Below are 25,444 nucleotides of genomic sequence, written 5' to 3'. Positions count from 1 at the left end.
ACATTCATATTAACGAAAAAGATAACGAAAGTCAACACGAAATTAAAACGAAAGGAGGCCACCAGTTTGGCATACGTTGACGGAAAATGGCTTGACCGCGAAGAAAGACAGGAACGGATCGATTTATTGACCGAGCGTGTCCGTAAATTGGTGGCGCTCATTAAGGCTGGGAAAGCTACGGAATACCACATTGACACCTTTCGGAAAGATAAAGCGGAATTGACGAAGCTGAAGCGAATACACCGGTCAGAAGACGATATGCTCTATTTTTTCTACGAATATTTTTCCGAAGCACGTAACCCAGGAAATCCAGACAATCTCGTCCCTACCGCAGAGGTTGATATGAACCAGGCGCCTGATTTCCACGTCAAGCTGTCGCGGATATTAGACTCCGTTTCCAATAAGAACCGTACAGCACGTATCGCCTGGGCTGCGAGTCGTGGACACGCAAAAAGCGCATACTTATCGAATGCTTTTCCGGTGCACGAAATAGTTTTCCGGAAACGAAAAATGATTCTGATAATATCGGAGACAAACGCGGGCTCGAAAAAATTTATAAAATGGGTTGCGAACCAACTAAAATATAATCTTAAATTGCGGGATGATTTCGGCGTACTTCTTCATGAACAAAAAACGAGAAATGAAAAGGATAGCGAAGAGGCGTTCTTAACCACAACGGGGATTAAGATGGAGGCGACATCTCTCGGAACACAAATCCGGGGGTTCCGTAATGGATCGCAGCGACCGGATTTGATTATACTGGATGACTTGGAGTCGCGTGATTCAAATAACACAGCCGAGCTTCGACAAAAAGCGAAGGATTGGCTAAACCAAGATTTAATGCCGGCCTACGATCCGACTCAAACTGCGGTAATTTTTATGGGGACGTTAGTTCATCACGACTCTTTACTGAATTACGTATTAAACGAGCGTCGTGACTTCATTAAGAACAAATTCCCCGCAATTGTATCGATGCCTGAACGGATGGATCTGTGGGCTGAGTTTGAGCGAATCTACAGAGAGTATGATCCGACTGAAGAAGAACTCGCTGAAATGGAAACGGCAGATGAAGAGAAGCCTACGCCAAACGCGAGAGCAGCCTTGGAATATTTCGAAGAAAATCGCGAGGATATGGAGAAGGGTGTTGAGGTTCTCTGGCCTTCTCGTTTTCCTATCACTCAATTAATGCTTGAGAAAGTAAACTACGGCACCAAAGCATTCAACACAGAATTTATGAATAACCCAATCGATGAAGAGTCTCAGCTATTCAAGCCTGAGACTTTTTGTTATTACGAAAATATCGAGTTTACACCTAAAAAATACGACCTCTACATGGGAGTCGATTTTGCAATGGGTAAAGAGCGGGGGGATTACTCGGCAGTAGTTACCGTCGCAAAACACAAATCGACTGGGAAAATATACGTTGTTGACGCGTGGGGAGACCGGGTTCATCCTGACGTGTTTTTGCGCGTTATCCTCAACAAAGTGAAAATTTATCAACCGTCAAGAATTGCTGCCGAGTCGCAAATGGCCCAAGAGTTTTTTATCGATACGTTAAAACGCGAGTTACAGCTGGAAGGATATCCGGCACATTCTCGCGTTACAAAAATCCAACAGAGATCCCGTAAGGAGCTCCGAATTGAAGCGCTTTTGCAGCTTATCGAAAACGGGACTCTTGTTTTCAATCGCAATCATACGCTTTTGCTGGAGCAGTTCGAAAGGTACGGATCTCGCTGGCATGACGACTTACCGGATGCGTTAGAGATGGCTGTTTCTATTTCTAAGCGCTCGAAATCCGTTTTACTAAATAAACCGCAATTTCTATAAGGAGGCGATAACATGTCGCGTTTAAAAGAACTTGAATCGAAATTAACGTTACAACAACGAAAGGCCGCGCTTTTGCTTGTGGAAAACGAGTTGATGGCCGAAGCAAGGAAGACGCAGGAGGAGCTCGCCAAAGATATCGGAGCAGATCGCGTCACAGTCTATCGATGGCGGACGCAGAATAAAGCATTCATCGAATATATGAATCTACTCGCGGACGATATGCTTTCCGGTCACCGATCCGAAGTGTATGCACAGCTAATGAAGCTCATCCGAAGCTCTCAACCGTCAGTAAAAGCGATTGACTTGTTCCTCAAACGTTATGGCTTGCTTACTGATCGTCAGGTCACGGCAACGGAAAACGAAAGCGGGACGGCCAGCAACGAAGATATCGCGAAAGAAATCGAAGATATTGACGAATTGCTTAACGATGGGAACGAGTAGCTATGAATTTATTTAACCGTAAACACGACGATGCAGACGAATTCACATACGTAAAAACCTACGGAATTATCCGTAAGGGCGCTCAATTTCCGCCGCAAGATTCGATCGAGAGGCTCGCGAAATATAAGCGGGCGAAAAAATGGTTTGACGGAAAGCAGCGAGACGTATACGAAAGGGCAACGGCTATTTTAAAAGATTCGCCATTCTCGTCGCAGCTCGAAAAACTCTATATCGCGATCAACCTGGCGGATATCCTCGTTACCAAGCCTGCGGATCTACTTGTCGGAGAGCCGGTCCGTTTTGAGAGCGGAAAAGCCGATGACAGCGAAGAGCAGAGAGCGCTAAACAGATACGTTGAGGAAAACGACGTCAACCAATTGATTCACGAAAGCGCTACGGCAAACGGATATCGCGGCGACGCGTGGTTTAAAGTGCGCTATGGCTACCGTCAGGATTATTCGGAGCTTAAAAAGATGGGACTCATCGAGGGAGATGCGCCAGAAGGTGTCGAGATGGAGCCGATTATTGAGCATGTTAACGCAAGCTGGGTTTTTCCGGAGACGTCCGCCGGTAATGTTAAGCAGACGAAGGCGATCAATATTGCACAAGTCGAGTGGGTTGAAACCGAGAAAACAGAGATCCCATTTCTGAATGTTGAGCGTCACATACCGGGTTATATTATGTATTCGCGACATCGCTTACATGGTAACGGCGTTGATACTTCGACAGGAACACCTATTCAATTGTTTTCCATCGGAGAACAAGTTCCGACAGGTCGCGATGAAGACATAGAAATAACGAATCTGCCGCACATTCCGGTTTTCCACATTCCGTATAAATCGGTAGATGACTCGTTCTTCGGAATTGGGCTCATCGAAAAGCTAGAAACTGTGTTAGCTGCGATCAATGACCGCCTTGTTCAGATCGATTATATTCTTTGGAAGCACAGCGATCCTACTGCATATGGTCCAGACCTCGAAACGACCAATGGAGCGGTACAGTTTGGCGGAAAGTACATTCCTGTTAACAAAGACGATCCGACGCCGGGATATATGGTGTGGCAAGCGCAACTAGATGCGGCTTTTAAAGAATTAGATGTCCTTTTCAGTAACGTCTTTCAAATGGCAGAGACACCGCAATGGCTTTTCGGAACGACGGTGTCCGGAGACAATTCGGGCGGCACTGGGACGTCGCATACGGACGGAGTAGCAATTAGAGCACGCTTTATGCCGATCCTCTCGAAAGTGAAACGCATCCGGGCGCACTATGATAAGGCGATTCGGGATTCGCTTTGGACGTGCATGCTCTTCGAAAAAGAATTCGGAGATTTGTCCGTTTCCGATCCGGTATATCCTAAAGCGATCTGGAACGACGGGATTCCGCGTAACGAGAAAGAAGCGGCAGAGATTGCGAGTATCCGAACCGGCGGCAAACCAACGCTGGACGTCCGATCTGCTATTAAAGAGCTTGACGAAGTAGATGACGATAAAGCTGAAGAGACTATACGTAGAATTGAAGAAGATGAAAAAAGCGTCAGTGGCTTTGTTGATGGTTCGGTATTTAACGAGACCGAAGTAAAAGAAGAGATTGTCGAAGAGGATGACGGTTAATGCGGATTCCGGAGCCTAAATACAATTATCAAACCGATCAGCTTGCGACGTACTACAAAGATGCCGTCCAGGACATTCTGGCTGAATTGGATCGAGTTGATATCGACAATTTCCGCCGGGCAAACGCCAACGCGACACTGGCTTCAATTTCGGAAATCCTTTCGGAATTGGACGATAAGTCGAAAGCGTGGGTCGAAAAGAATATACCGAAAGCGGCTAGAGACGGCGTAATAAACACGATCGTTTCTCTTGGTGTTGCTGAAACGGTAGAAAAAGCGGCACAGATCGCTTCCTTTTCACGTCTCAATAAAGAAATGGTTGCGGCTGCGGTTGCCGATACCCAGGCGGACCTATTAGCGGTCACGCAAAATATGGATCGAAAAACAAAAGCGGCCGTCCGCAAGGCCGTCTCCGATTCTATGCGTTATCACATGACGCGAGGTACAAATGGACGTCGTACTATTGCGTCTGATATCCGAAACACGCTTCAGCAGTCGGTGAAAACCGGAATAATTGACGCAGCTGGAAGGCGGTGGCGGCCGGAAGTTTATGCGGACATGGCGACGCGTACAAAAATGATGGAGACCTATCGGGAAGCAACGACGAATGAGGCGCTTAGTAGAAACGTGTATTATGCGAAGATCTCTTCACACGGAGCGAAGGACGCATGTCGTTTCTACGAAGGAAGGATCATGAAATTGACGGAAGACGCGCCCGGTAATTATCCGACGTACGATCAGTTGAAGGCGTCTGGTGAGATATTTCATCCGAATTGTAAACACGTATATTCACCGATCAGAAATCCAGAGGGGGCTTTATTTTGAACGTAAATAATAAAATGCGCGTTGGGATATCGAATGATTCCCACGGCATTAGCAAAGTTGTTGACGAATCGCTTGACGGTACAAAGGCAATTCCGGTTGTGTTCGTTCAGAAGACTGCGGAGGGGAGTTTCTCATACGGAACAGACCCGGAGGAAGGTACTGCGCTAGATAACGAGATGAGTTATCCAGTCGAAACTGACCCGGCTGGATCTGCCGAAGTTGTTGACGAAGATGTCGACGGATTAAAGGCAGTGCCAATCGTTCCTGTTACGAAAAACGCTGAAGGCAAATTCGTTTATGCGAGTATTGGCGGCGGTGATAGAGCCGTTGATTGGTCGGAAATTCAGAACAAGCCGGAGAATTTCCCGCCTTCATCTCATACACATCCAATTTCGCAAATTACCAACTTGCAAACAACGCTAAATTCGAAGCTGACTGCGAAACAGGCGTCTGCACAAGCGGATAGCACCGCAGAGGATATCGCAGGATTAGTCGCGGATTTTAATGCGCTACTTGCTGCTCTTCGCGCTGCAAAAATAATAGCGGAATAACAGTGGACGTCGAATACGGCGTCTTTTATTTTGTCCAAATTCGGTTATGACATTAAACTATCCGATAAATTCGTCGCGTTGGACGTTAAAAACGTAATAGGAGGAAACAAGGTTATGGAACTATCAAAATCTTTATTGTCGTTAGATTTACAGCATTTTGCGGAAGAAACTAAAGACCAGGCGGAACCACCGGCTGCGGAGCCGAAAAACACCGATACACCAGAACCGCCAAAAGACGAAGTAAAAACAATTCCTTACGACAGATTTAAGCAGGTTAACGACGATTTAAAATCGTTTAAGTCTACGTTTGAGGAATTAGGCATTGACGGAGTTGATTCACTTAAATCGCTTGTTGAAGACTATAACGCAAAGAGAACCGCCGAAGAGGAGCGTAAGCGTAGTGAAATGACGGAGCTCGAACGCCTTCAAAACGACTTGAAAGCGAAGGAAGAGGCCGAGAAAACTCTCGCGCAGCAACTTGAAGATCTCCAGAAAGCTAATGAACGCGAGAAAATCCGCAATGAATTTATTAAGGTTGCTACGAGCAATGACATCGCCTACATTGACGACGCCATTACGTTGGCTGACCTATCCGCGGTAAAGGTTGAAGACGGAAAGGTTGTCGGGGTGGAGGACATTGTTAAAACGCTCGTTGACAATAAACCGTTCTTGGTCAAGAAGAAGGCGCCAAAGCCTATCGGACAGAGCTCGAACGGAGATGCCGCAGGGGCTTCCGAAAAGACAGCGGAACAACTATTGAAAGAAGCCGCAGAAAGAGCGAAGCATAGTGGCCGGCCTGAAGACAAAGTGGCCTACGCAAAATTGAAAAGGGAATTATCGAAGTAAACAGTGCCTTAACGGGCGCTTTTTTTTAATGCGAAAATTGAGGGGGAAATCGAATGTCAAAAATTTTATCAGGTGAATTAGTAGGTAAGAAGGAATCCGTTGTAGATGAGATTCTACTTTTAAATGAACACCAAACGCCTTTGTTGAATCTATTAGGATTTAGCAATCCGGTTACTCAAGTCGAGCATCAATGGTTCGAGGACGAAATGATTGCAGATGAGTCCAGAGTCGTCGGAGCAAAAACTAACGCGGACACTGAGGTAGAAGTAGCAGACGCAGAACCTTTCCGTTCTGATCAAGTTGTTAAGATCGGCGACGAACTACTTAAAGTTGTAGCGGTTAATGGAACTAAATTGACTGTTGTACGGGGATATGCCGGAACAACTGCGGAAGCTATCGAAGATGGTGCGGTTATCCAAGTACAATTCGTTGAAGGTCGAGAAGGTGCTGACGCACGTGACGCTAAGTACAAGCCAAGAAAACGCGTATCTAACATCACACAAATCTTCGACGAAACAATTTCAATCACTGGGACTGCGGCAGCAGTAAGTAACTACGGCATCGACAACCTGTACGAGTACGAGAAGCAGAAGAAACAGCTTGAACTGGCGTTGCAGCTTGAAAAAGCCGCGATCAGCGGTATCAAGTACGAATCACCAGACGGAATCGTTCGTCAGATGGAGGGTATGCGCCAATTTATCAAAACTAATGTAATCGATGCACAAAATTCCGCACTAACTGACGAAAAAGTTAACGATGCTATGCAGAAAATCTACGAAAAAGGCGGGTTCACAACGGGTGGTGCGTTTAAGATTATGGTTGGCGCAAAACAAAAACGTGCGATCTCAAACTTCGATAAATCTCAAATCCGCCTGACTCGCGCCGACAATGGCCGCGGACAGGTCGTGGATCACTTCGTTTCTGACTTCGGCCAAGCGGAAATTCTTTTGAACAACAACCTAAACGCAGATGAGTTGTTCATCTTCGACGCAAACCGTACTGAAATCAAACCTCTTGCAGATCGAGGATTCTTCCACGAATACCTTGGCAAGAAGGGTGATTACTACGAAGGTCAAGTCGTCGGTGAATACACACTTCAATTCCTACAAGAAAAAGCACACGCGCGAATCAAAGGATTAGCGTAATCAACGGCCCGCAAATTGCGGGCCTATTTATTTTGACAGAGGTGTTGTGAAATAATGGCGGAATTCAAATCGAAATATCCCGAACTCGGGTTTTACGTGGGCGACGTATTTAAGTCGTTCAAAAACGGTGTATTTAAAACAGAAGAACCGGACGAAATCAAAATTCTGTCCGAACTCGCAGACGTAACTAGAATTGATAAACCAACGGAGGAAGACGCGCCTAAACCGGCAGCGAAGAAACAAACGCGTAAATCCTCCGCAAAATAACAGGAGGTGGCGATATGGCATTAAGCGTTGAAGGTGCTGACGAATATATCAACAGCATTACGATCGATAACGAGGATTGGAACGATTCTCCAAACGACAGGAAGCAGCGGATTTTAAACGTGGCTCATGACGTTCTCGTCCGTAAATTTCCCGACTATAAAATACCGGACGACGCAGTATACGAATTCGCGAACGTGCTTGCGATTGCCTACAACGATACGAACCGTCTGAATAAGCAAGGAATTGCGTCGTTCTCTCTGACCGGAGTGGCGTCGTTTAACTTTAAAGATACGATGAAAGTCGATGATGAATCGTTAATTCCGAAAAAGACACTCGATCTAATCGGAGAAGAGAACGGTGTGAAGCTCGGCGGACGGCGTATTCAGTGGACGGTGTTGTAGATGGCTATCGTTCCTATGCGGCAGACAATAACGGTGGAGCGGGACGGTTCAGGAGAGCTTGATTCATGGGGAAATCCCATAAAAATCGAACCGTTCGCAATTAAGTGCCGGGTCGACGAGGGTTCCCGAATCAGTTTGTCGCGGTCATCTGGCGTCATTAAAAGCGAAGAGTCCGTCGCCACTGCGAGAATTCTAGTCGATAAACTGGCGGATATTCGGTACTCGGATACGATCTTATTTACGAATGAACTCGGAGAGACAATTGCGAGAAAGCCGAAAGAGATCAACGTAAGAAGACACGTATCCGGAAAGCCGATTCTGACGGAGGTGATCGTTTGAGTTTTGATTTCGACGCAAGCGATTTCCTTAATCGACTAAACCGGACGGAACACGGCGCAGAACAAGCGGCAGTCCGAGCGCTGGAGGACAATACTGATGATCTCGCTCGTATCGCCCAAAATATCGCACCTATCGATAAGGCGACGCTTCGTAGAGGGATGCAGAAGAAGGTAAAACTATCGCGAGATCGGTTGATCGGTGAAGTATCCTTCCGTGCAGTAGAAGACGGATTTAACTACGCAATATGGACGCATGAGGCCGATTACAATCTCGGTCCTACATCCGCACAAGCAGGCGGAACGGACGGATATACGGTCGGTAACAAGTACCTTGAGCGTCCGTTAAAAGGAGAGGCCGAAAAGTATATACGGAACGTCGCAGAGGCCGTAAGAGAGGAGTTGAGGTAAACGTTGAAGATACTCGAATTAATATCGTTCATTAAATCGCGGGTTCCTGGCGTTTACTTTCCGAACAGATTCCCTCGCGAAGCACCTGACGAATGTATTTCCGTAAAGCTGACCGGCGGTTTTCCTACGTCACAGTGGACCGGGAAAAAGCAGCCATCATTTCAGATACTTGTAAGAGGGGGCGCAGCGGGCGAACAGGAATGCGAAGATAAAGCTTACGAGCTTTTTAATGCGCTCACCAATTTGAAAGAGGTAATGATCGGCGAGAATTCAGTTGTTATTATTCGCGCTACTACCTCAGTCCCGTTGTTTATTGGATACGACGACAATAATCGTCCTCAATACTCTTTGAATTTTGATTGTGTAATACGCCCCTAATCAGGGGCTTTTTATTTTGAATATAAGGGGGAAATTGCATGGCGGCAGGAATTAGAGGTATTAACGTACCGATCGGCCCAGCAATTGTTGAGTATGGCGAAGGCGCCGATATGGTTACCTATGACATCACTAAGGGCGGAATTCAGTTTAAGGTCCAAACATCAAAGCAAGACACCACCGTCGATCAATACGGAGACACAATTGTTAAGTCTACGATGAAGGGGAGGACCGCAGAAGTCACGATCCCTTTCGCTCTACATGACCTCGATAGACTTGCGGTAGCCATTCCGAACAGTCGGTTGGTGACCGACAGTACCGATTCGACAAAGAAAAAGCTAGTCGTTAGTGGTAAGGCGGGATTCGACATGCTCGCATCCGCAAAGAAACTCGTTATCAAACCAACTGCACCTTCGACAACGCCGAACGATTATATCACAATTCCGTTAGCAGGCGCAGTAGCTGATCCGGAGTACACTTACGATTCAGACAACGAACGGATTGCGAATCTGACCTTTGTCGCATATCCGGATACGGATAACGACGGAGACTTGTTCATTATGGGAGACGAATCCGCAGCAGAATAACCGAGAGACATCGCTTAACCGCGGTGTCTTTTTTATTTAAGAGAAAGGAGATGTTTTATGAAACTGTTCACCAAAAAAGATCCTGAACAGCTTTATTTCGGTGAGTACCCGGTTGAAATTCCGAAGCTCACACCGAAGAAGTGGAAGCAATTATTCGGGGCCGTCGATAAGCTGCCTGGAATTATCGTTCAAGTTCTTAGTGCGCCGCCGGAAGACTTTTACTCGTACGTGGTCACCGGGCTCGAAGTAGGACTCGATGAGATCGTTGGAATTGCCGCTGCTTTAAGCGATGTCGACGCTGATTACATTTCCGAAAACGTCGGGGCTGACGAGATGTTCGAGTACCTTGCCTTGACGGTTAAGAAGAACCGGTTATCTTCGATGGCAAAAAACGTGAAAAGCCTTCTTCCGAACCTCGGCAAGTAGGCGAAGAAGAAGGCGATTCATACACGATCGATGACTACTTAATCGATGCGGCTATTATTCTCGGAGTCACTCAGCGCGAGATTGAAAACGATTATTACATGGTCGATATTCCGAAGCTTATTCACGCCCAGGCAAAGCAGAACGCAATTAGACGCCTTGAAGAAGTCCGTATTACTCTCGCTACGAATAACCGATCAAGTGAGGACGAGGATTTCAAGTCTCTAATGAACGGGCTTACGAGAACAGCAGGAATCGAAAATGCTAATCACTTCGATAGAGATAAATTCGAACAATTGCGCATGATGCAAGCAGCTTTTCGGAAAGGAGGTAATTAGATGGCCGGAGCTACAGTCGGAGAAATACGCGCCCGTTTGATTCTCGATATGGCCGATTGGTCTAAAAAATCCGATCAAGCAAAGAGCGATATGTCGGAAATGGGTAAGTCGTCTAAAACGTTATCGAAGGACATGGGCCTCGTACAAAAGGCGTCACTAGCCGTCGGTGGTGCGGTGGTCGCCGGCATCGGGGCATCCGTCAAGACTGCGGCAGACTTCGAAGCGGCCATGTCGAATGTAAAGGCGATCAGTGGCGCGACCGGTCAGGAATTCGAAGATTTAAAGAATATCGCGTCTAAGATGGGCGCTGAAACGAAATTTACAGCGGTTGAAGCAGCGGAAGGTCTGCAATACCTCGCAATGGCGGGTTTCAGCGTAAAGGATCAAGTCGGATCTTTACCGGCCGTCCTAAACTTAGCAGCGGCATCAAACGAAAGTCTCGGACGATCAGCCGATATCGTATCAAACATCATGACAGGTTTCGGAATCAAAGCAGAAGAGTCCGGTCATGCGGTCGATGTTCTTGTTAAGACGATGACGACGGCGAATACAGATCTCGGACAATTGGGGGACGCCATGAAATATGTGGCCCCGGTTGCGAACGGATTGGGATATTCGATGGAAGACACGGCAGCAGCAGTCGCGAAAATGTCAGACGCCGGTATTCAAGGATCGATGGCGGGTACGGCGCTGAGAGCGACGCTATTACACTTGTCAAATCCGGTAGGGCAGACGGCGAAGGCGGTCAAAAAGTACAATCTCGAATTGGAAGACGCCAACGGAAACTTAAAGTCGCTGCCGGAATTGATCGGATACATTTCGAAGAACCTCGAAGGGATGTCAGACGCACAGAAGACGGCAACAGCGGCACAGCTCGTCGGAACAGAAGCGGCGTCCGGATTTGTAACGTTGCTTGGTGTTGGCGAAAAAGGACTGCGAGATTATTCTAACGCATTAAAGAACGCTGGAGGGACGGCTGATCGCGTAGCTAAAACGCAAATGGATAACCTGAAAGGCTCCTTCGAAAAGTTCAAAAGTGCGCTCGATGGCCTCGGCATCAAGATCGGTAACGAGTTTTTGCCTACTTTCCGAAAAATTGTAGACGAGGGAACGAAAATACTCGATTTCCTTAACAAGTTGAATCCGGGGATCATTACGACCGGCTTAGAAATGGCCGGAACTGCGGCGGCAATTGCGCTCGTAGCTTCCTCAGCCGTTAAACTTGGAGTTGCGTTAAAAGGACTTTTCGTATCAATGGGGCCTGCCGGTTGGGTCATTGCTGGGCTATCGATTCTTGGCGGCTTGTTGGTCGGCGTTGTAGAGGGTTACGATGCGATGAATACGGTCAGCTTAGAGGCAGCGGAAACCAAGCAAAAAGAGATCGAATCGATTGATAGTCTAGCAGTAGAATTCGATAAACTTAAAAACAAGACGAAATTAACTGCGGATGAGTTTGCGCGGTACCTGGACATAAATGATCAATTAAAGACAGAAACGGACCCTGACGTTATTAAGAGGTTAAAAGACGAACAGGCGAACCTCAAGGAAAATTCCGGGTTAACAAATAACGAATTCGATCGCTTTTTAAAGCTAAACGATGAAGTGATTAAAAAATCACCGGATACAGAGGCAGCAATCAGCTCTCAGGGGAACGCAGTCGCCAAGAACACAAATGCGCTTAAAGCGCTGAACGCGGAGAAAGCCGAAGAACTCCGGTTAGAACTTGAGAAACAAAAAAACCTAGCGGAGAAAAATTATGATAAGAACTTAGAGAAACAGAAGGATATCCAAAAAGAAATCAATGATCTCGCGCGAGAACGGCAGAAAATCGAGGCTGATGTTAAAGCGCAGTTGGATATCATAGAGTCAACTGAGCAGAAGATTACTCAAGCTAAATTAGACGGTAACCAGAAAGAGGTTGAATCGCAAGAAACTGTACTCGGAGTCCAAAAAGGAACATTAGCAACCCTTCGCGGACAGTTAGATACAATATACGGGAAAATCAGCGCTAAGAATACTGAGTTAAACAAGGTCAACGAAGAGCTTGGTAAGTTGGATACCATCAAACAAAAGATGGTCGATCTCGAACTCCGTCAAGTCGGTTTGAATGCGAAAAAAGGTGAGGGCGTAAGTGTACTCAAGAAAGAAATCGCTAATCTCAAAGACGCTAAAGCAAACCTAGAAAACAACACGACTGCTGCGGATAAAAAAACGAAGGAGTATCGTGATGCCGTTAAGGCAATAGATAAAGAAATCGCTCAGCTCCAGGCAGCAAAATCGAAGGTCCAAGCGATTACAAATGAAGCCGAAAATATGAACGCAAAGCTAGCGCGAAGGATCAATAAAAAGATCCACGTCACTTACAGCGCGGACGGATCGGAAATCGAAGAGAGTGCAGAGACATTCAAGAAGACGCACGGTAAGGGTGGACGTGAAACTCCGTACCATGTCGGCGGCATCGTCGGTCGCGGACAGATCAACAAGCTCCATACCGGAGGCCTTGCGTCTAAGTTCGAAAATGCTCCGATGAGCCACGAAGTTGACATACGGGCACTGCGGAACGAAATGATCCTGACGGAAGCACAGCAGGCGAATTTGATGCGAATGATTGACGCAGGCCATACGGCCGGACTCAGCGGCAGCATCCCCGAAATGGATCGGTTAGCCTCCGCAATAGAATTGCTTTCTCGAAAAGAAATCCGAGTCGTTTCTCAAATCGGAGGTAAAACGTTGGCTGACGAAACTTATCCGTTTTTTAACCAGAAAATGACGGGCGATCTGAAGAGTGAGATGCGGATTATGGGGGTGAAGGAATGAAGGTTCTTCATAATTTTAAAATCGTATATAAGGACGGCACTGTGTATGATATGGCTTCGGACTTTAACGTTTTGGTTCGGAGCTTTTCTATTTCTTCGCCCAGCCCGAACATCGAATCGGAGACGCTCGATGATGGCGACGGTTATGTTCGGATGGGGAAGACATGGGGGCCTCGAAACATATCAGCGTTATGTATGTTCAGTGCAGTCGATGATTATGACTATTCTTTGCTCGTCAATAAGCTTTTCCGTGTCCTGATGTCGAGAGACGAATACTATCTGATCGCTGATGCAGAGCCGTGGCGTCGGTGGCTCGTCGAGGTATCTAGCGAATGGAGTGCGGATCAGCTCGGATCAACCGGAGAATTTCAGCTCTCGTTTATCAGCGCCAGTCCTTACGCTGAGTCAGTCGGAACGTCTCTTTCGAACTTCACAACCGACGTAAATTTATGGGGATTTGGCAACGGTTTATTTGCGGAGGATTACCGGTACGTACACACGGATAAGTCCTTTCGAATATATAACGCAGGTGATGCGACCGTTGATCCGAGGAATAAACCGTTAAAGATTACGATTAAATCGAAAAAGAATATCTCGAAGGTCTCTATCAGCTTATACAACGCGACAACCAAAGACGAATGGACGTACACCGGAAGTATGAATACGACTCTGCCGATCGTCATCAACGGCACACGGACGGTGAGAAGCGCGACGTCACTGACCGATAAAACGAATTATGGTCTGATTACGCTTGCTCCCGGATGGAACAGCATACAGGTCACTGGCGAAGAGATAGCGGAAGTCTCGTTTGACTTTCGTTTTTATTATTTATAGACACGAAGGGAGGCGGATATATGGCGAATATTAAAGACGTAAAAGCGCCATTAGACCGCGAGTTTCGCAACACGATAAACGAAAATTTCCGGGCTATGAATGGAGATGTATCGGCATCAAAGGCGCAAATGGACGAAGCGCTTTCGGAAGCAAAAGCGGCCAACAAAACGGCAAGCCAAGCGTTAACGACCGCAGACGAAGCCGAACGCGTTGCGAACAATGTTCAGGAGCAATTTAACGGAGTTGTGCTCGAAGGTTCTATTGATCCCGAAACCGCACAAGCTCGTGTCGACTATAACGGAAAAGAGTACGCTACGTTAAAAGCGCGTATTGACGCAAACCAAGTCGAAGTTATGTCGACCCAATCATCGGTTCAATCGCTTAGTCTCAATGCGCTGGATTTCAAAGAGGAAGGCGACACAGATGCGGCGGCCATTAATAAAGCGATTGAGTATGCGTCACAAAACGGACTCGGCAACGTTCACATTTCGAAGGACGTTACGTTGGATGCTCCGATCTATGCGAAAAGCAATATCCGAATTACAAGCGATCCGGCTGCGAAGATTGAAGTAAACGGAGGAAACGGAATCGTCATCGAGGGATCTATCGGTGAGGAAATCCCAATTGCGGCTAACCTGACAATGGGTAGCACGGTTATAGAAACAACGGTAGAGCACGGACTCAAAGTCGGTGATTTAGTCCGTATTAAATCGCAAAGGGATGCGTTATCTGCCGACGCTGGCGATAACTGGCGGTTGGGTTACGCAACGGCTTCTGTGCCGGGATGTTATTTCGGTGAATATGTTCGGGTAAAAACCATCACGTCAATGACATCATTCGAAATTACAGCAGGACTCTTATTTCCAGATTATCGGACCGACAGCGCGAATGAAACGGCTTCGACTGCGCGAGCAACTACGACGATTCAGAAAGTCACGCCGATCGAAAACGTCATCATTGACGGCCTTAATTTTACTGGTAAAGCGTCTCGATTCATCACCGTGAAGTACGGCAACCACTGCTATACCCGAAACAACACGGCTTATAGCGTATCTGACGGGTACTTCATTATATTCGAAAACTCTCTCGCTTGTGGCGATAGCGGAAGCCGTATCTATTACGATACCACAACGGACCCAACCGAAATGTACACACGGAATGCCTTCAAGGTCGTATCGTCCCAGGCTTGTGGATTCTTCGGATCGTATGCAGAAAACGGTACGCAGCCGTTTGATATCACGTATACAACCGGAGAAACTCCGTCGATCAACTGCTACGTGAACAATTGTGAAACCAAAGGATCGACACAGAATCCGATGACGAGCCACGGCGGGACTTATGCAGTTACCGTTTTAGGTAATACGTTTAATGAGTGTCAGTTAAATGGTCCGATGATAAGAACGAGATCTTCCAGGATTTCGAATAATACAGTAATCGGAACCTCGAACAACTCAAGTTACGGTATCGGCCTTTATGAAGGATGGGCGAGGGATTGTGTTGTAACATCTAACACTGTTTCGAGCTTTAAAGATGGTATCCGGATCATTGATGGAACTGCCGCAGACCAACGATTTAAATGGGTCGGCGCAATCCTGTCTAACAACACGATCACCAACACAAACCAAGCGCTTTATATTTCGCGTAACGCTTCCAACCAATATATAGGCGAAGTTGGAATCGAAATTTTCGGCAACGTAGTAAACAACATGTCCGGTACAACAGCGAAACCTGTCAGGATTGAAGCCTACGTTTGCGGAGTCGAGATTCATAATAACGTCTTCAACGGTTCCGGCGTTTCAAACTACGGCATTTATGCGCATCCTAACACGAACCGTATCGCGATTGTACGGAACAAGCTCGTAAATACTGGACGCGGGATTCGCCTTGATGCTCCGACAGATTCAACAATCGGAACTCCCGTTTGCGAAATCGTTGAGAATAAATATCTCGACGGAACTCTCTCGGCAGATCAGATCGATGGATGGAAAACGAAAAACAAAGAAATCCTCGGCTTTTTAAATCCGAAACTGGACAACAAAGAATCTATCGGTATGAGTACGAATAGGTGGGCGTACATCTACGTTGCTTCCGGGACAATTTCGACATCAGACAGAAACTACAAGAAAGATATAGTCGATGAGACTCTCGGACTGAACTTCATTAGTCGCCTGACACCTCGTTCTTATAAATTTCTTGATGGAACAAGCAATCGCACACATCACGGACTAATCGCGCAGGAAGTCGAAGAAGTCGTCAACAGTCTCGGAATTTTAACGGATGACTTTGCGCCAATTTCAAAGAATCCGGAATATGACGAAGCAGGAAACGAAACGGGCGACTTTATTTACGGACTGCGATACGAAGAATTGATCGGACCATTAATTAAAGCTACACAAGAGCTTTACGCCCAGGTTCAAGACTTGACCGCAAAAGTAAATAAGCTTACGCCTGATTCGTCAGGTTCGATCGCTCTTTCGCAAAACGCCGACTTGCTCCTGTATCTAGCGGATTCAAGTGATCCGGATTGGTGGTTTAAGAACATTCGTATTCTTTACTCGAACGGAAAATATACGAAGGAGCAAGTCGCAAAGTACGTTACTCTTTCGAAAATTAGCCGTGAACAATACGCAGCAATTACCGGAGAAGTTTACGAGGAGGGCACCGAATGAAGATAAAGAATATAACCGGGTCTTCCGAAGTGCTGACCGGCTATACAAACCTAGCGATAAAACGGACAGTGAACGGCGATATTTCACTGTCTTTTTTATTGCCGAAAACAGATCATAACGCACATGCTTTCGATCTTGTCGAAGAGGAATCCGTCATAACATATAACGGAATCGACTATCGAATTAAGCAATGTGTCGATCAACTAGTCGGGGTTACGCCGGTTAAATCCGTCACGGCCCCGCACGTTTTTTTCGATCTAATCGACGAGGATTTTCGGTATGATACGTTGGCAGACGGCAACCATTCAATTAACGTCGTGTTTGATTTCATTTTCCGTGATACGGGGTGGACGTTTAGTATTATCGATTCTTTTGACGCGGAAGAGTTCAAGGATTTCGGAAACGACAATTGCCTATCGCTATTTAAGAAGGCACTTGATCAATTCGAAGCGGAATACGAAATCGTCGGACGGGACATCCGGATTTATAAAAAGATCGGTATCTCGCCAGACTTTCAGTTTCGGTATAATCACAACGTCAAAACGTTTAGGAAAACCGTCGACAGCTCGAATTTATCGACATATATTCGCGGAGAGGGTAAGAAGGACAAGAACGGAAAGCCGGTTGTCACTGCGGAATATACATCGCCTATGGCCGGAGTCTACGGAATTCGCCACGCGCCGATTTATACGAACGAGACGATTACGCATAAAGCGACTCTCGAACGTCATCTAAAGGAGAAGTTGCAGGATAAGCCGGAAATTACGATCGAACTTGATTTCGTCGAATTAAAAAACGCTGGCTATGCGGTGGCTAAACCGGGACTCGGTGATACTGTTCCGACGATCTACGAGCCGTTAGATATAAAACTGAATCTTCGCGTGATGGAGATCGAAGAATATCCGGAATCGAATAAAGCGCCGAGGATTACGTTAGCTTCGACATTAAAAACGTTCGCAAAGTCCGTTATTTCCTATTCGAAGCAGCTACTCGACAAGATATACGATGAGAACTCCGGAAAGCTTCGTTACAACGTGTATGACGAAGCGGTACAGCGCGCAACTGAGGCGCTTAATAATTCGTTAACCCAGCTTGAATATCCGGAAGGCATGGGAATTATTGCGCGAGATCCTAACGATCCAAACCGTTTCGTGGCGCTGAGATCTAGTGGATTAGGCGTAACGACTGACGGAGGCAAGACGTTTAAAGAAGCGATCACGGCGGACGGCGTCGTCACAAGCGTTCTGACGGCCGGACAAATTAAAACGAACAATATTCAGATCATCGGTAACGGTGACCTTTTTTATTGGGACGGGAACTATCTGATCGCGATAAACGAGGCGGATCGTAATAAGTTTGTTCGGCTAGACTCGAGCGGCTTGTACGTTGCAAAAGGGGCAGTGTCGATTGAGAGGCCGGATGGGGCTGTTCTCGTAAATAACGGAATGTTTGCGTTTAACTTAGCGGTTCAAGAAAAGCCGTTCTATGATCCGGCAGTCGTCGAATTCACCGGAAGCTATTACCAATCGGATTCGACTTCTTATACGAACGCAGAAGTTCTTTACATCTCTCACGACGCGCGATTCTTGAATCTAACGGTCGCAGCTCGTATACCTTATTCAGGAACAACTGACCCACTCAATACCTACGTTAGACTTACGGAATTTGGCGTAGATGGTGGTGCGGAATCGGTAGTATCCGAAGTGTCTATACCAACAGAGAAAAACAAGACGAACTATGCGCAAATTCAGGTTGATCTCGGTATACCTACGTATAAAGCTCGGAACTTTTATTTGCAATTTAAGTCGGGGTGGTCCGGCAGAGCTACGATGGTAAGAACTACTCGCGCATGGTTAAACGGATAGGAGGCGTATTTATGAACGAAATCGACGTAATTAAATACTTTTTAACGCAAGGGCCGTTCGCGGTCCTTTTTACGTGGCTGCTGATTTACGTAATGAAATCGAATCGTGAGCGTGAGTCACGGTTACAGGATCTACTCGATAAATTCAGCGATAAGTACGACGTCATTATCGATAAGCTCGATAGACTCGAAGAAAAGTTTCGCGGAAGAGAGTAACGCGCCCGTTCGGTGAGAGTCCGGCGGGCTTTTATATGCGCAAAATTAACGAAAGGGAGACGATTAAATGGCGATTTCAGTCCGGAAAAATCTAGTCGCGTCAAGCAAGTATTCCGTTAAGTGTCCATATTCAATGGATGCGAAGTACATCACGTTTCACAATACAGCAAACGACGCATCAGCAGCGAATGAAATTGCGTACATGATCCGCAATAACAACCAAGTATCGTATCACTTTGCGGTAGACGATAAAGAGGTCGTTCAGGGACTTCCGACTAACCGGAACGCCTGGCATTGCGGAGACGGAAACGGACCAGGCAACCGCTCATCTATTGGCGTCGAAGTTTGCTACTCGAAGTCCGGAGGCGCTAAGTATAAAGCTGCCGAAAAGCTTGCGATTAAATTCATCGCACAATTACTAAATGAGCGCGGTTGGGGCGTTGATCGCGTTAAGAAACATCAAGATTGGAGCGGAAAGTATTGTCCGCACCGTGTACTCGATGAGGGGCGTTGGGATGCGGTGAAAGCGGCTATCGCTGCGGAATTGAAAGCGCTCGGAGGAGAGTCGTCTAAGCCATTCGGCGCAACTTATACCGTTAAGAAAGGCGATACCCTTTCCGCTATTGGTAAAGCGAATGGAGTAAGCGTGGCGAACCTTCAGAGCTGGAACAACATCAAGGATCCGAATAAAATTTACGTTGGTCAAGTGCTGAAGCTTAAAGGGACGTCTAAGCCGGCTGCGGCTCCGAAGCCTTCCGGATCCTCTAAAAAGACGTTCACGCTGCCGGGCGGAGTCCTTAAAGTGACGAGTCCGCTGACGAAAGGTACGAAGGTAACGCAAGTTCAGACCGCGCTTGCTGCCGTTTACTTCTACCCGGACAAAGGCGCAAAGAACAACGGAATCGACGGCTATTACGGTCCGAAAACGGCGAACGCGGTCAAACGGTTCCAGTCGATGCACGGGCTGTCTGCTGACGGAATTTACGGACCTAATACGAAAGCTAAACTCGCTGCAGCGTTGAAAAAAGCCGGCTATTCCGTAAACTAATCGAAAAGGGAGACGATATTATGAACGTAAAGACAATCGAAAATATTAGCGCGGGCACAGTCGCCCGGTTCGTACTACTTGCGCTGGCACTCGTTAACCAGACGCTTACAATGACGGGGCACAGTCCGATTCCGGTCGATGAGGAAGGCGTGCAGCAATTTATTTCGCTCGCGTTCATGGGCGTAACTTCGCTGTGGGCGTACTGGAAAAATAACGACGTGACGAAGAAAGCGCGGACAAAAGGCGAATAAATAACGGAACTTTTGGCGGGCGCCTACGTATAAAAACGTAGGTGCTCGTGTACATAATTGTGATGACATAATAATTCGGCTAAGTTAAAATTGAGGAGAAAACAAGGGGGTTGGATTATGTCTAATTTTATTAAATACGTAGGTTTCGCTATACTAGCGGCTGGAGTCATTACTTTCTTATATTTAGGTCTTGGTATGAAAACATATGAACCAGGTTTAACAGAAGGGTATACATATGAAGAGCCGCACCCATTACGATGGATATATGCGATTGCGTCTTTACTTTCCTGCGCGTTTTTTGGAAGTGTATTACTTGGAATTTCTCGGATAATTAAATATAAAGAAGATGAATCTGAGTATTTAAAGGAAATTCATAATGATATTAGACATTTGAAAGCTCGAAATGGAATTGTAGAATAGAAAAAGCCCTGTCCTTAATCGGATGGGGCTTCTTTTACGTTTATTATTTTACTTTTGGCGGTAACTTTTCGGTTGTCGGAATTCTTAACAAAAACTTTCAACTGATACTGGCCGGCTTCATCGAAATTAATGGTCGTTTTATTGGATGGAGTATACATACGTTTCTCTATAGTTTTTCCGTCTTTATATAAGTACCATGCGAATGTTGATTCCGGGTCTGAACTGTGCGCATGAAATTCATGTCTCTCATTAATCTTAACGGGGGGATTTGGCTCATTGAGAAGCTTTATGTACGGGACTTCAGTTTCTTTCGAAATCATTCGCTTCAGATACTCCGGGAAATGTTTTGCGACGTCAGCATGATCTGAATAGTCGCCTAGATCCAAGTCATATTGTATACCTTTTTTATTCATCTCTTCAATTAGAGGTTTTACGTGGTGATTATAGTGATACTCGCGTTGCCCGACATGTATGTAAAGTCTCGGTGAAGACTTTGAAGCTCTTACGGTATCCTGAAGTATCGCGTTCATAAATTCCTTATCCTTCATATCGCTTCCTCCAGCAATAAACCTCGAAACGTCCGTCAAGGAATCGCTGTTAAAAAGATAGTCCCCTAGAAAATATTGCGGAGATCCAGAGATGACGCTATCGAAGTCGTATTTCACTCCGTAATAAATTGCCGCATAGCCTCCCTTACTTGATCCGCAGGAAATCACACGTTTTATATCATTGTCCCGAACTATTTGTTCTATTAGCGAAATGATGGATCTTTCGATATAAAAATCCCTTTTTTTACAGAGATAATAACTCGCTCTACATCCGAAGTCGTCTAATATGTATAGCTTATTGCAATCGTACCCTTCTAGTGCGCGTAAATAGTTATAGGCAGGAGGCTTTCCCTCAGCTCCAAATGCAGAAAAGACCACAACTAGGCTTTGACTTGTGGATGACTTTTGGAAGAGGTATTTAACTTCTGTTTCTCCTTTAAAAACGGCTTCCCCTTTGATCATCTCTATCCCCCCTACTCTCGGATCTCAAATAATTCGTTCATATCCGTAATCCCCAAGCCCTTCGCAACTTTGGCGATGTGCTCACGGTTAAACGAGCTACGTTGGTTTGCGCAGAGCTCAGATACTACGTTATGTCTCACGCCAATTTCTTCAGCGAATTTCGTTTTTTTTATTCCTCGCTTGTCCAATATTTCCTCAAGTTTTATGTAAAGGCGCATTTAAACCACCCCTAAACGTTTGATAATTCTATTATATCGCTTTATCGATAATTTGTAAATAAGTTATTGACATATCGATAATTAATCAATATTATTTAATTATCACCATATTGATAATTCGATGGAAGGGGGTGAAGTATATGCACTACTTAGCGGAACACCAAACGTTCAATTCTACGGCCGAACTCAACGCGGCTGTTTACGAACATATCAAACGCAATACATACGAATTAAACGACACGGACCGTCTGACGCTGAAAACGATCGCTCGTTACGCGGTCAAGTTTGCCGGCGCTGCGCATCTCAAAGCGGAAACACTCGCGGACCTCATCGGAAAGTCCGTCAAGACTGCGCGTCGTGCCGTCAACAAACTCGCATCACTTTCGATCATCCAGAAGGTCGCGACAACACGGAAAATAAACGGAGGCCACGGCGCCAATATCCTCGTCATTCTCCCGGTTGACCAGTCGACAATGACCACGCGTGAGGATGTCGAAAAGCCAACGGAGCCAACGTCTGAAGCGCCTAAAATTACGAATGAACCATCGCATTCTATTAATCTTTCAAAAAATCACGTATTAGATACGGTGCCGGCCTGCGGTCTTAAAAACGCGTTACCAAGGGAAATCTACTCCGCAATGGCGCGCTGCTTCGAAGCGGACGAAATTTATAAATACTACGGAATCTTATTGCGGGCTAAAGCAAGCGTAGATCCGACGCTGATACTCGAAGAACATCCGCAGCCATTCGTTGAAGCGTGGCACGCAGCGATTCTCAAACGAAAACAGCAGAAAATCAGACGCTTTGACGACTACCTATACGCTAGCTTCCGACAAGCCGCATGGACGGTAAAAGCCCGTGAAAATCGCATGAAAAACGTTGGGCTATTGGCGGAGTTCGAAACGTTCCTCCAAGCGGAATAGATTGCGTAAGAACATTTGTTCGTGTTATACTTTCGTCATAGATAACGAATAGGTCCGAAGGAGGAATCACGAATGACATTACGCGATAGAGGAACGATGAAGTGGACGTCGATATTCTTGCCGGAGCACATTGCGCAATTGAGGCGCCTTAAATCCGAAATCGATCACGCATATGAGCGGAAGCCGGCGATTGATCCGGAACAGTGGTCGGACTTTGAATCGAAAATACAATACGCATACAGGACCGGCCAGGCTTGCGAAATCCGTTACTGGCGTAATTGGGTGGCGGAAGCGGTGAGCGGCGTGATTGATTCCGTTGATCCGGTCGGAGGGGCATTGCGGATTGATGGCGTTGACATTCCGTTTAAGGAGATCGTCTGGGTTGCGTTGGAGGACGTGTGACTCCCTAAAAAGGAATCATAGTGATATAATAGAAGACATCACAACTAGCATTAATCTTTCGCTCAGTTGGAGTGAGGATAATGACAGTTATTAAAAAAGATGATAAAACCGGAAAATATTATTTTGTATATTCCGGCGGGGTTCACCCGATAACCGGTGCAAGAATTCAAAAAAGAAGGCAAGGAATGTCGAGTCTACGAGAAGCGAAAGAAGCTTTAAAACAGGTCATAATAGAGGTAGAGAAGGAGAAGAATTCTCATAACCCAAATAAAAGCGTGTTTAGTACATTTGCTGAAAAATGGTTCGAATCAAAAAAGGTTAGACTCCGATCAAGTACAATCGTCAATTACCGGGAGCAGCTTGATTACAACATACTTCCATATCTAGGAACGTTTAAAATTAAAGACATCACTGAGGAAGTCTTGCAGCATTATATTAACCGACTTCACAATGAACGGAAACTTGCGCCAGCAACCATCCGGACAGCTTTCGGTATTGTCGCCGAAGTCTTAAAGAAAGCTTCCCGAAAAGGGGCGTTCGATCTTGCAATCCTTGACGATGTAAACCTTCCGCCCGAAAATCGTATTTCTAAAGTATGGAACGAGTCGAATGTACAAACGTTTTTGAATGCGCGCAATCGCATCGTATCACTAACTCGTTATTTTATCGGGATGGTATTATCCGTTATTACAGGCATGCGAATGGGGGAGGTTCTCGGATTGCGGTGGTCCGATATAGACTTCGAAAAGGGTTATTTAACAATTCGACAAACTCTCGCTAAGATAGACGACGAAGGTAATTACGGATTAGTTCCCGAGGTCAAAACTGCGGCGGGCTTCAGGACCGTCCATTTACCGAAATTCTTTATCGAATACTTAATCGAACATAAGAAAATGGTCCAGCGCGAAAAAGAAATTCTCGGCGATGACTACATCGACTATGATCTCGTAGTGTGTACGAAGCACGGTAAGTGGGTACATCCGAATAACTATCGACGGGCATTTACTCGGTTAATTGCGCAGCTTGAGCTCCCGAAAATCCCTCCGAAGAATTTGCGACATACTCATGCGACGTATTTAATCAGTATCGGAATCAGTCCGAAGATTGTTCAGGAGCGTTTAGGCCACGCACATATCAAAACGACGCTTGGAACGTACAGTCATGTTTTGCCTTCGATGCAGGCGGAATTAGTCGGAAAATTGGACGATCTAATCGAGAAAGTGTGACCGCAGTGTGACCGTTTTGTGTGAACGGGTGTGTGAGCGTTGATACATCAGCGTTTTGAATACGGATTCAACCACGAAGACTGCATGAACATCATCATGAACGATTTAATTGAGCTGATGGACCCGCGCTACATCGAAGTCTGGGGCAAATTCACGCCGAGAGGCGGAATCTCAATCGACCCGTACACCAACTACGGCAAACCCGGCACAAAGTATGAAAAAATGGCCGAGTATCGGATGATGAATCATGATCTGTATCCGGAGACGATTGATAATCGGTAAGAGGTGCATCAATGTGTGACCGGTCACATTAAAATCCGAACATTTTTACGTCAATTATAGGCGGGAGTGTGACCGAAGTGTGATGCCGGTGTGACGTCGCTGTGACGTTTTTTATCTATAAAATAAGCGAAATTTAATGCTAGTGTGACTTAGACGTACGATTGAGTGCGTCTATTTTTTTTTGCCCAAAACGCTGTCCGATCCGGAAAGTTTATACGCAACTAATAATGAACGCAGAAAAACGTGTGCCATTCCGAAAGTGACTTCGCAGTTATATATGACAGCGAAATTTTAATAACGGTGTCCATTTCGGAAAGTTGATGCGCAGTTATAAGTGAAGGCGGAAAAATTTCGATTTTATTGTGCGGTTTTGAAAAGTCGCGGGTATTATTTCGTGAAGGCTACAGCGGGGAGTTACTAACGCAAAGGAGGCGGTTGCTATATTACCGAAAATGAGGATTACGGGCGCAGCAGCGGAAATGATCGTAGTAAGCGATCTTATATTGAAGGGCTACGAGCCATACTTACCTACGATGGGGAATACGGAATGCGACATGCTCGTTGAAAAAGACGGAAAGGCTTATCGGGTTCAGGTGAAAAGCGCGCGTTCAGAAGACGGTGAAAAGGTAAAATTCGATATCACGCGTCCAAGCGCTACGAGTAAACACTATAGTAAGGAAGATTTCGACATCCTTGCGCTACACGACTTTTACTCCGGAAAAACGGCGTATCTAGTTTGGCGGGATCTTCCGCATAAGAGGAGTATTACGTTGAGATATTCGAATACAGTCGGCAGCAACGCTTTTGTAGGCGCAAATGGACGTCTGTTCTTCGATGACTACTTAGAATTTCCGGAGATCGTTACGAAAGAGATTGCGGGGTGA

The 25,444-nt window shown here is 46.0% G+C and carries 28 protein-coding genes and 1 pseudogene; 27 read left to right on the top strand and 2 right to left on the bottom strand.

Annotated elements, in window-relative coordinates:
• The first annotated feature begins 66 nt into the window (after positions 1-66).
• The 22 genes from terL to MHB72_RS22600 all read left to right on the top strand — a co-directional run bounded on the left by terL (position 67) and on the right by MHB72_RS22600 (position 20,499).
• Positions 67-1,827 carry a phage terminase large subunit gene (terL, locus tag MHB72_RS22705; RefSeq protein ID WP_340904423.1) on the top strand — a complete coding sequence of 587 codons (1,761 nt, stop codon included), beginning with the start codon at positions 67-69 and terminating at the stop codon, positions 1,825-1,827.
• A 12-nt stretch (positions 1,828-1,839) separates the two neighbouring features.
• A complete protein-coding gene (locus MHB72_RS22700; RefSeq protein ID WP_144498678.1) occupies positions 1,840-2,268 on the top strand; it encodes a phBC6A51 family helix-turn-helix protein in 429 nt (142 codons plus the stop codon).
• A gap of 2 nt (positions 2,269-2,270) precedes the next feature.
• A complete protein-coding gene (locus MHB72_RS22695) occupies positions 2,271-3,878 on the top strand; it encodes a phage portal protein (protein WP_340904421.1) in 1,608 nt (535 codons plus the stop codon).
• Positions 3,878-4,702, top strand: a complete 825-nt coding sequence (locus MHB72_RS22690) for a phage minor capsid protein (protein ID WP_340904419.1) — start codon at positions 3,878-3,880, stop codon at positions 4,700-4,702. Before MHB72_RS22695 ends, MHB72_RS22690 begins: the two co-directional genes overlap by 1 nt.
• Positions 4,699-5,253, top strand: a complete 555-nt coding sequence (locus MHB72_RS22685; protein ID WP_340904418.1) for a hypothetical protein — start codon at positions 4,699-4,701, stop codon at positions 5,251-5,253. Before MHB72_RS22690 ends, MHB72_RS22685 begins: the two co-directional genes overlap by 4 nt.
• A gap of 114 nt (positions 5,254-5,367) precedes the next feature.
• On the top strand, positions 5,368-6,099 hold the full coding sequence (locus tag MHB72_RS22680) for a phage scaffolding protein (RefSeq protein ID WP_340904417.1): 732 nt from the start codon (positions 5,368-5,370) through the stop codon (positions 6,097-6,099).
• A 53-nt stretch (positions 6,100-6,152) separates the two neighbouring features.
• Positions 6,153-7,244, top strand: coding sequence for an SU10 major capsid protein (locus MHB72_RS22675; protein WP_340904414.1), 1,092 nt, complete (start codon positions 6,153-6,155; stop codon positions 7,242-7,244).
• A gap of 54 nt (positions 7,245-7,298) precedes the next feature.
• The gene (locus MHB72_RS22670) at positions 7,299-7,511 is read left to right on the top strand and encodes a hypothetical protein (RefSeq protein ID WP_268327518.1); all 213 of its coding nucleotides are present in this window, start codon (positions 7,299-7,301) and stop codon (positions 7,509-7,511) included.
• 14 nt (positions 7,512-7,525) lie between these two features.
• On the top strand, positions 7,526-7,912 hold the full coding sequence (locus MHB72_RS22665; protein WP_268302666.1) for a hypothetical protein: 387 nt from the start codon (positions 7,526-7,528) through the stop codon (positions 7,910-7,912).
• Complete coding sequence (locus tag MHB72_RS22660) at positions 7,913-8,251, top strand: hypothetical protein (RefSeq protein WP_340904402.1); 339 nt, start codon at positions 7,913-7,915, stop codon at positions 8,249-8,251.
• Positions 8,248-8,658: a hypothetical protein gene (locus tag MHB72_RS22655; protein WP_340904400.1), complete on the top strand. Its 411-nt coding sequence runs from the start codon at positions 8,248-8,250 to the stop codon at positions 8,656-8,658. Before MHB72_RS22660 ends, MHB72_RS22655 begins: the two co-directional genes overlap by 4 nt.
• Before the next feature lie 3 nt (positions 8,659-8,661).
• Positions 8,662-9,036, top strand: a complete 375-nt coding sequence (locus MHB72_RS22650) for a minor capsid protein (protein ID WP_340904398.1) — start codon at positions 8,662-8,664, stop codon at positions 9,034-9,036.
• A 38-nt stretch (positions 9,037-9,074) separates the two neighbouring features.
• Positions 9,075-9,620 carry a hypothetical protein gene (locus MHB72_RS22645; RefSeq protein ID WP_340904397.1) on the top strand — a complete coding sequence of 182 codons (546 nt, stop codon included), beginning with the start codon at positions 9,075-9,077 and terminating at the stop codon, positions 9,618-9,620.
• 57 nt (positions 9,621-9,677) lie between these two features.
• Entirely contained in the window at positions 9,678-10,046 is a 369-nt protein-coding gene (locus MHB72_RS22640; protein ID WP_340904395.1) for a hypothetical protein, read from the top strand.
• Positions 10,047-10,381: 335 nt separating this feature from the next.
• Positions 10,382-13,198 carry a phage tail tape measure protein gene (locus tag MHB72_RS22635; RefSeq protein ID WP_340904393.1) on the top strand — a complete coding sequence of 939 codons (2,817 nt, stop codon included), beginning with the start codon at positions 10,382-10,384 and terminating at the stop codon, positions 13,196-13,198.
• On the top strand, positions 13,195-14,031 hold the full coding sequence (locus tag MHB72_RS22630) for a phage tail family protein (RefSeq protein ID WP_340904390.1): 837 nt from the start codon (positions 13,195-13,197) through the stop codon (positions 14,029-14,031). Before MHB72_RS22635 ends, MHB72_RS22630 begins: the two co-directional genes overlap by 4 nt.
• A 20-nt stretch (positions 14,032-14,051) precedes the next feature.
• A complete protein-coding gene (locus tag MHB72_RS22625) occupies positions 14,052-16,700 on the top strand; it encodes an XkdX family protein (RefSeq protein WP_340904388.1) in 2,649 nt (882 codons plus the stop codon).
• Positions 16,697-18,565: a phage tail protein gene (locus MHB72_RS22620; protein WP_340904385.1), complete on the top strand. Its 1,869-nt coding sequence runs from the start codon at positions 16,697-16,699 to the stop codon at positions 18,563-18,565. Before MHB72_RS22625 ends, MHB72_RS22620 begins: the two co-directional genes overlap by 4 nt.
• Positions 18,566-18,576: 11 nt before the next feature.
• A complete protein-coding gene (locus MHB72_RS22615; RefSeq protein WP_088272966.1) occupies positions 18,577-18,780 on the top strand; it encodes a BhlA/UviB family holin-like peptide in 204 nt (67 codons plus the stop codon).
• Between the two features lie 67 nt (positions 18,781-18,847).
• The gene (locus tag MHB72_RS22610; protein WP_340904381.1) at positions 18,848-19,828 is read left to right on the top strand and encodes an N-acetylmuramoyl-L-alanine amidase; all 981 of its coding nucleotides are present in this window, start codon (positions 18,848-18,850) and stop codon (positions 19,826-19,828) included.
• Positions 19,829-19,848: 20 nt separating this feature from the next.
• Entirely contained in the window at positions 19,849-20,079 is a 231-nt protein-coding gene (locus tag MHB72_RS22605; RefSeq protein WP_003181194.1) for a phage holin, read from the top strand.
• A gap of 117 nt (positions 20,080-20,196) precedes the next feature.
• Complete coding sequence (locus MHB72_RS22600) at positions 20,197-20,499, top strand: hypothetical protein (protein ID WP_340904379.1); 303 nt, start codon at positions 20,197-20,199, stop codon at positions 20,497-20,499.
• A gap of 14 nt (positions 20,500-20,513) precedes the next feature.
• Here the strand turns inward: MHB72_RS22600 and MHB72_RS22595 are convergent, their stop codons facing one another.
• Together MHB72_RS22595 and MHB72_RS22590 are read right to left on the bottom strand one after the other, a co-directional pair.
• Complete coding sequence (locus MHB72_RS22595) at positions 20,514-21,509, bottom strand: Two component regulator three Y domain-containing protein (protein WP_340904376.1); 996 nt, start codon at positions 21,507-21,509, stop codon at positions 20,514-20,516.
• 11 nt (positions 21,510-21,520) lie between these two features.
• Entirely contained in the window at positions 21,521-21,727 is a 207-nt protein-coding gene (locus tag MHB72_RS22590; protein ID WP_326084815.1) for a helix-turn-helix domain-containing protein, read from the bottom strand.
• Positions 21,728-21,867: 140 nt separating this feature from the next.
• On the opposite strand from MHB72_RS22590, the gene MHB72_RS22585 reads away from it, so the two are divergent.
• The 5 genes and pseudogenes from MHB72_RS22585 (at position 21,868) to MHB72_RS22565 (ending at position 25,444) form a co-directional block, all read left to right on the top strand.
• Positions 21,868-22,650, top strand: coding sequence for a helix-turn-helix domain-containing protein (locus tag MHB72_RS22585; RefSeq protein WP_340904371.1), 783 nt, complete (start codon positions 21,868-21,870; stop codon positions 22,648-22,650).
• A 72-nt stretch (positions 22,651-22,722) separates the two neighbouring features.
• Positions 22,723-23,052 carry a YolD-like family protein gene (locus MHB72_RS22580; RefSeq protein ID WP_326087425.1) on the top strand — a complete coding sequence of 110 codons (330 nt, stop codon included), beginning with the start codon at positions 22,723-22,725 and terminating at the stop codon, positions 23,050-23,052.
• An 80-nt stretch (positions 23,053-23,132) separates the two neighbouring features.
• A complete protein-coding gene (locus MHB72_RS22575; RefSeq protein ID WP_340904360.1) occupies positions 23,133-24,278 on the top strand; it encodes a site-specific integrase in 1,146 nt (381 codons plus the stop codon).
• Positions 24,279-24,338: 60 nt separating this feature from the next.
• Positions 24,339-24,560: pseudogene (locus MHB72_RS22570) on the top strand (preQ(1) synthase); the annotation flags it as partial.
• A 452-nt stretch (positions 24,561-25,012) separates the two neighbouring features.
• Positions 25,013-25,444: a group I intron-associated PD-(D/E)XK endonuclease gene (locus MHB72_RS22565; protein ID WP_268387822.1), complete on the top strand. Its 432-nt coding sequence runs from the start codon at positions 25,013-25,015 to the stop codon at positions 25,442-25,444.

Origin of the sequence: Bacillus sp. FSL K6-1284 (assembly GCF_038002625.1) — a bacterium.
GTDB lineage: Bacteria > Bacillota > Bacilli > Bacillales > Bacillaceae > Bacillus > Bacillus paralicheniformis.
Note: the sequence above shows the minus strand (reverse complement) of the source record. Positions and strands in the feature narration are given on the sequence as shown.

Excerpts from the sequence above, each read along its gene's own strand:
- MHB72_RS22620 (WP_340904385.1), top strand. The coding sequence starts at position 16,697 with ATGAAGATAAAGAATATAACCGGGTCTTCCGAAGTGCTGACCGGCTAT.
- MHB72_RS22565 (WP_268387822.1), top strand. The coding sequence starts at position 25,013 with ATGAGGATTACGGGCGCAGCAGCGGAAATGATCGTAGTAAGCGATCTT.
- MHB72_RS22640 (WP_340904395.1), top strand. The coding sequence starts at position 9,678 with ATGAAACTGTTCACCAAAAAAGATCCTGAACAGCTTTATTTCGGTGAG.
- MHB72_RS22665 (WP_268302666.1), top strand. The coding sequence starts at position 7,526 with ATGGCATTAAGCGTTGAAGGTGCTGACGAATATATCAACAGCATTACG.
- MHB72_RS22605 (WP_003181194.1), top strand. The coding sequence starts at position 19,849 with ATGAACGTAAAGACAATCGAAAATATTAGCGCGGGCACAGTCGCCCGG.
- MHB72_RS22695 (WP_340904421.1), top strand. The coding sequence starts at position 2,271 with ATGAATTTATTTAACCGTAAACACGACGATGCAGACGAATTCACATAC.
- MHB72_RS22600 (WP_340904379.1), top strand. The coding sequence starts at position 20,197 with ATGTCTAATTTTATTAAATACGTAGGTTTCGCTATACTAGCGGCTGGA.
- MHB72_RS22585 (WP_340904371.1), top strand. The coding sequence starts at position 21,868 with ATGCACTACTTAGCGGAACACCAAACGTTCAATTCTACGGCCGAACTC.
- MHB72_RS22645 (WP_340904397.1), top strand. The coding sequence starts at position 9,075 with ATGGCGGCAGGAATTAGAGGTATTAACGTACCGATCGGCCCAGCAATT.
- MHB72_RS22660 (WP_340904402.1), top strand. The coding sequence starts at position 7,913 with ATGGCTATCGTTCCTATGCGGCAGACAATAACGGTGGAGCGGGACGGT.
- MHB72_RS22700 (WP_144498678.1), top strand. The coding sequence starts at position 1,840 with ATGTCGCGTTTAAAAGAACTTGAATCGAAATTAACGTTACAACAACGA.
- MHB72_RS22575 (WP_340904360.1), top strand. The coding sequence starts at position 23,133 with ATGACAGTTATTAAAAAAGATGATAAAACCGGAAAATATTATTTTGTA.
- MHB72_RS22625 (WP_340904388.1), top strand. The coding sequence starts at position 14,052 with ATGGCGAATATTAAAGACGTAAAAGCGCCATTAGACCGCGAGTTTCGC.
- MHB72_RS22590 (WP_326084815.1), bottom strand. The coding sequence starts at position 21,727 with ATGCGCCTTTACATAAAACTTGAGGAAATATTGGACAAGCGAGGAATA.
- MHB72_RS22595 (WP_340904376.1), bottom strand. The coding sequence starts at position 21,509 with ATGATCAAAGGGGAAGCCGTTTTTAAAGGAGAAACAGAAGTTAAATAC.
- MHB72_RS22675 (WP_340904414.1), top strand. The coding sequence starts at position 6,153 with ATGTCAAAAATTTTATCAGGTGAATTAGTAGGTAAGAAGGAATCCGTT.
- MHB72_RS22615 (WP_088272966.1), top strand. The coding sequence starts at position 18,577 with ATGAACGAAATCGACGTAATTAAATACTTTTTAACGCAAGGGCCGTTC.
- MHB72_RS22610 (WP_340904381.1), top strand. The coding sequence starts at position 18,848 with ATGGCGATTTCAGTCCGGAAAAATCTAGTCGCGTCAAGCAAGTATTCC.
- MHB72_RS22670 (WP_268327518.1), top strand. The coding sequence starts at position 7,299 with ATGGCGGAATTCAAATCGAAATATCCCGAACTCGGGTTTTACGTGGGC.
- MHB72_RS22680 (WP_340904417.1), top strand. The coding sequence starts at position 5,368 with ATGGAACTATCAAAATCTTTATTGTCGTTAGATTTACAGCATTTTGCG.
- MHB72_RS22630 (WP_340904390.1), top strand. The coding sequence starts at position 13,195 with ATGAAGGTTCTTCATAATTTTAAAATCGTATATAAGGACGGCACTGTG.
- MHB72_RS22635 (WP_340904393.1), top strand. The coding sequence starts at position 10,382 with ATGGCCGGAGCTACAGTCGGAGAAATACGCGCCCGTTTGATTCTCGAT.
- MHB72_RS22690 (WP_340904419.1), top strand. The coding sequence starts at position 3,878 with ATGCGGATTCCGGAGCCTAAATACAATTATCAAACCGATCAGCTTGCG.
- MHB72_RS22580 (WP_326087425.1), top strand. The coding sequence starts at position 22,723 with ATGACATTACGCGATAGAGGAACGATGAAGTGGACGTCGATATTCTTG.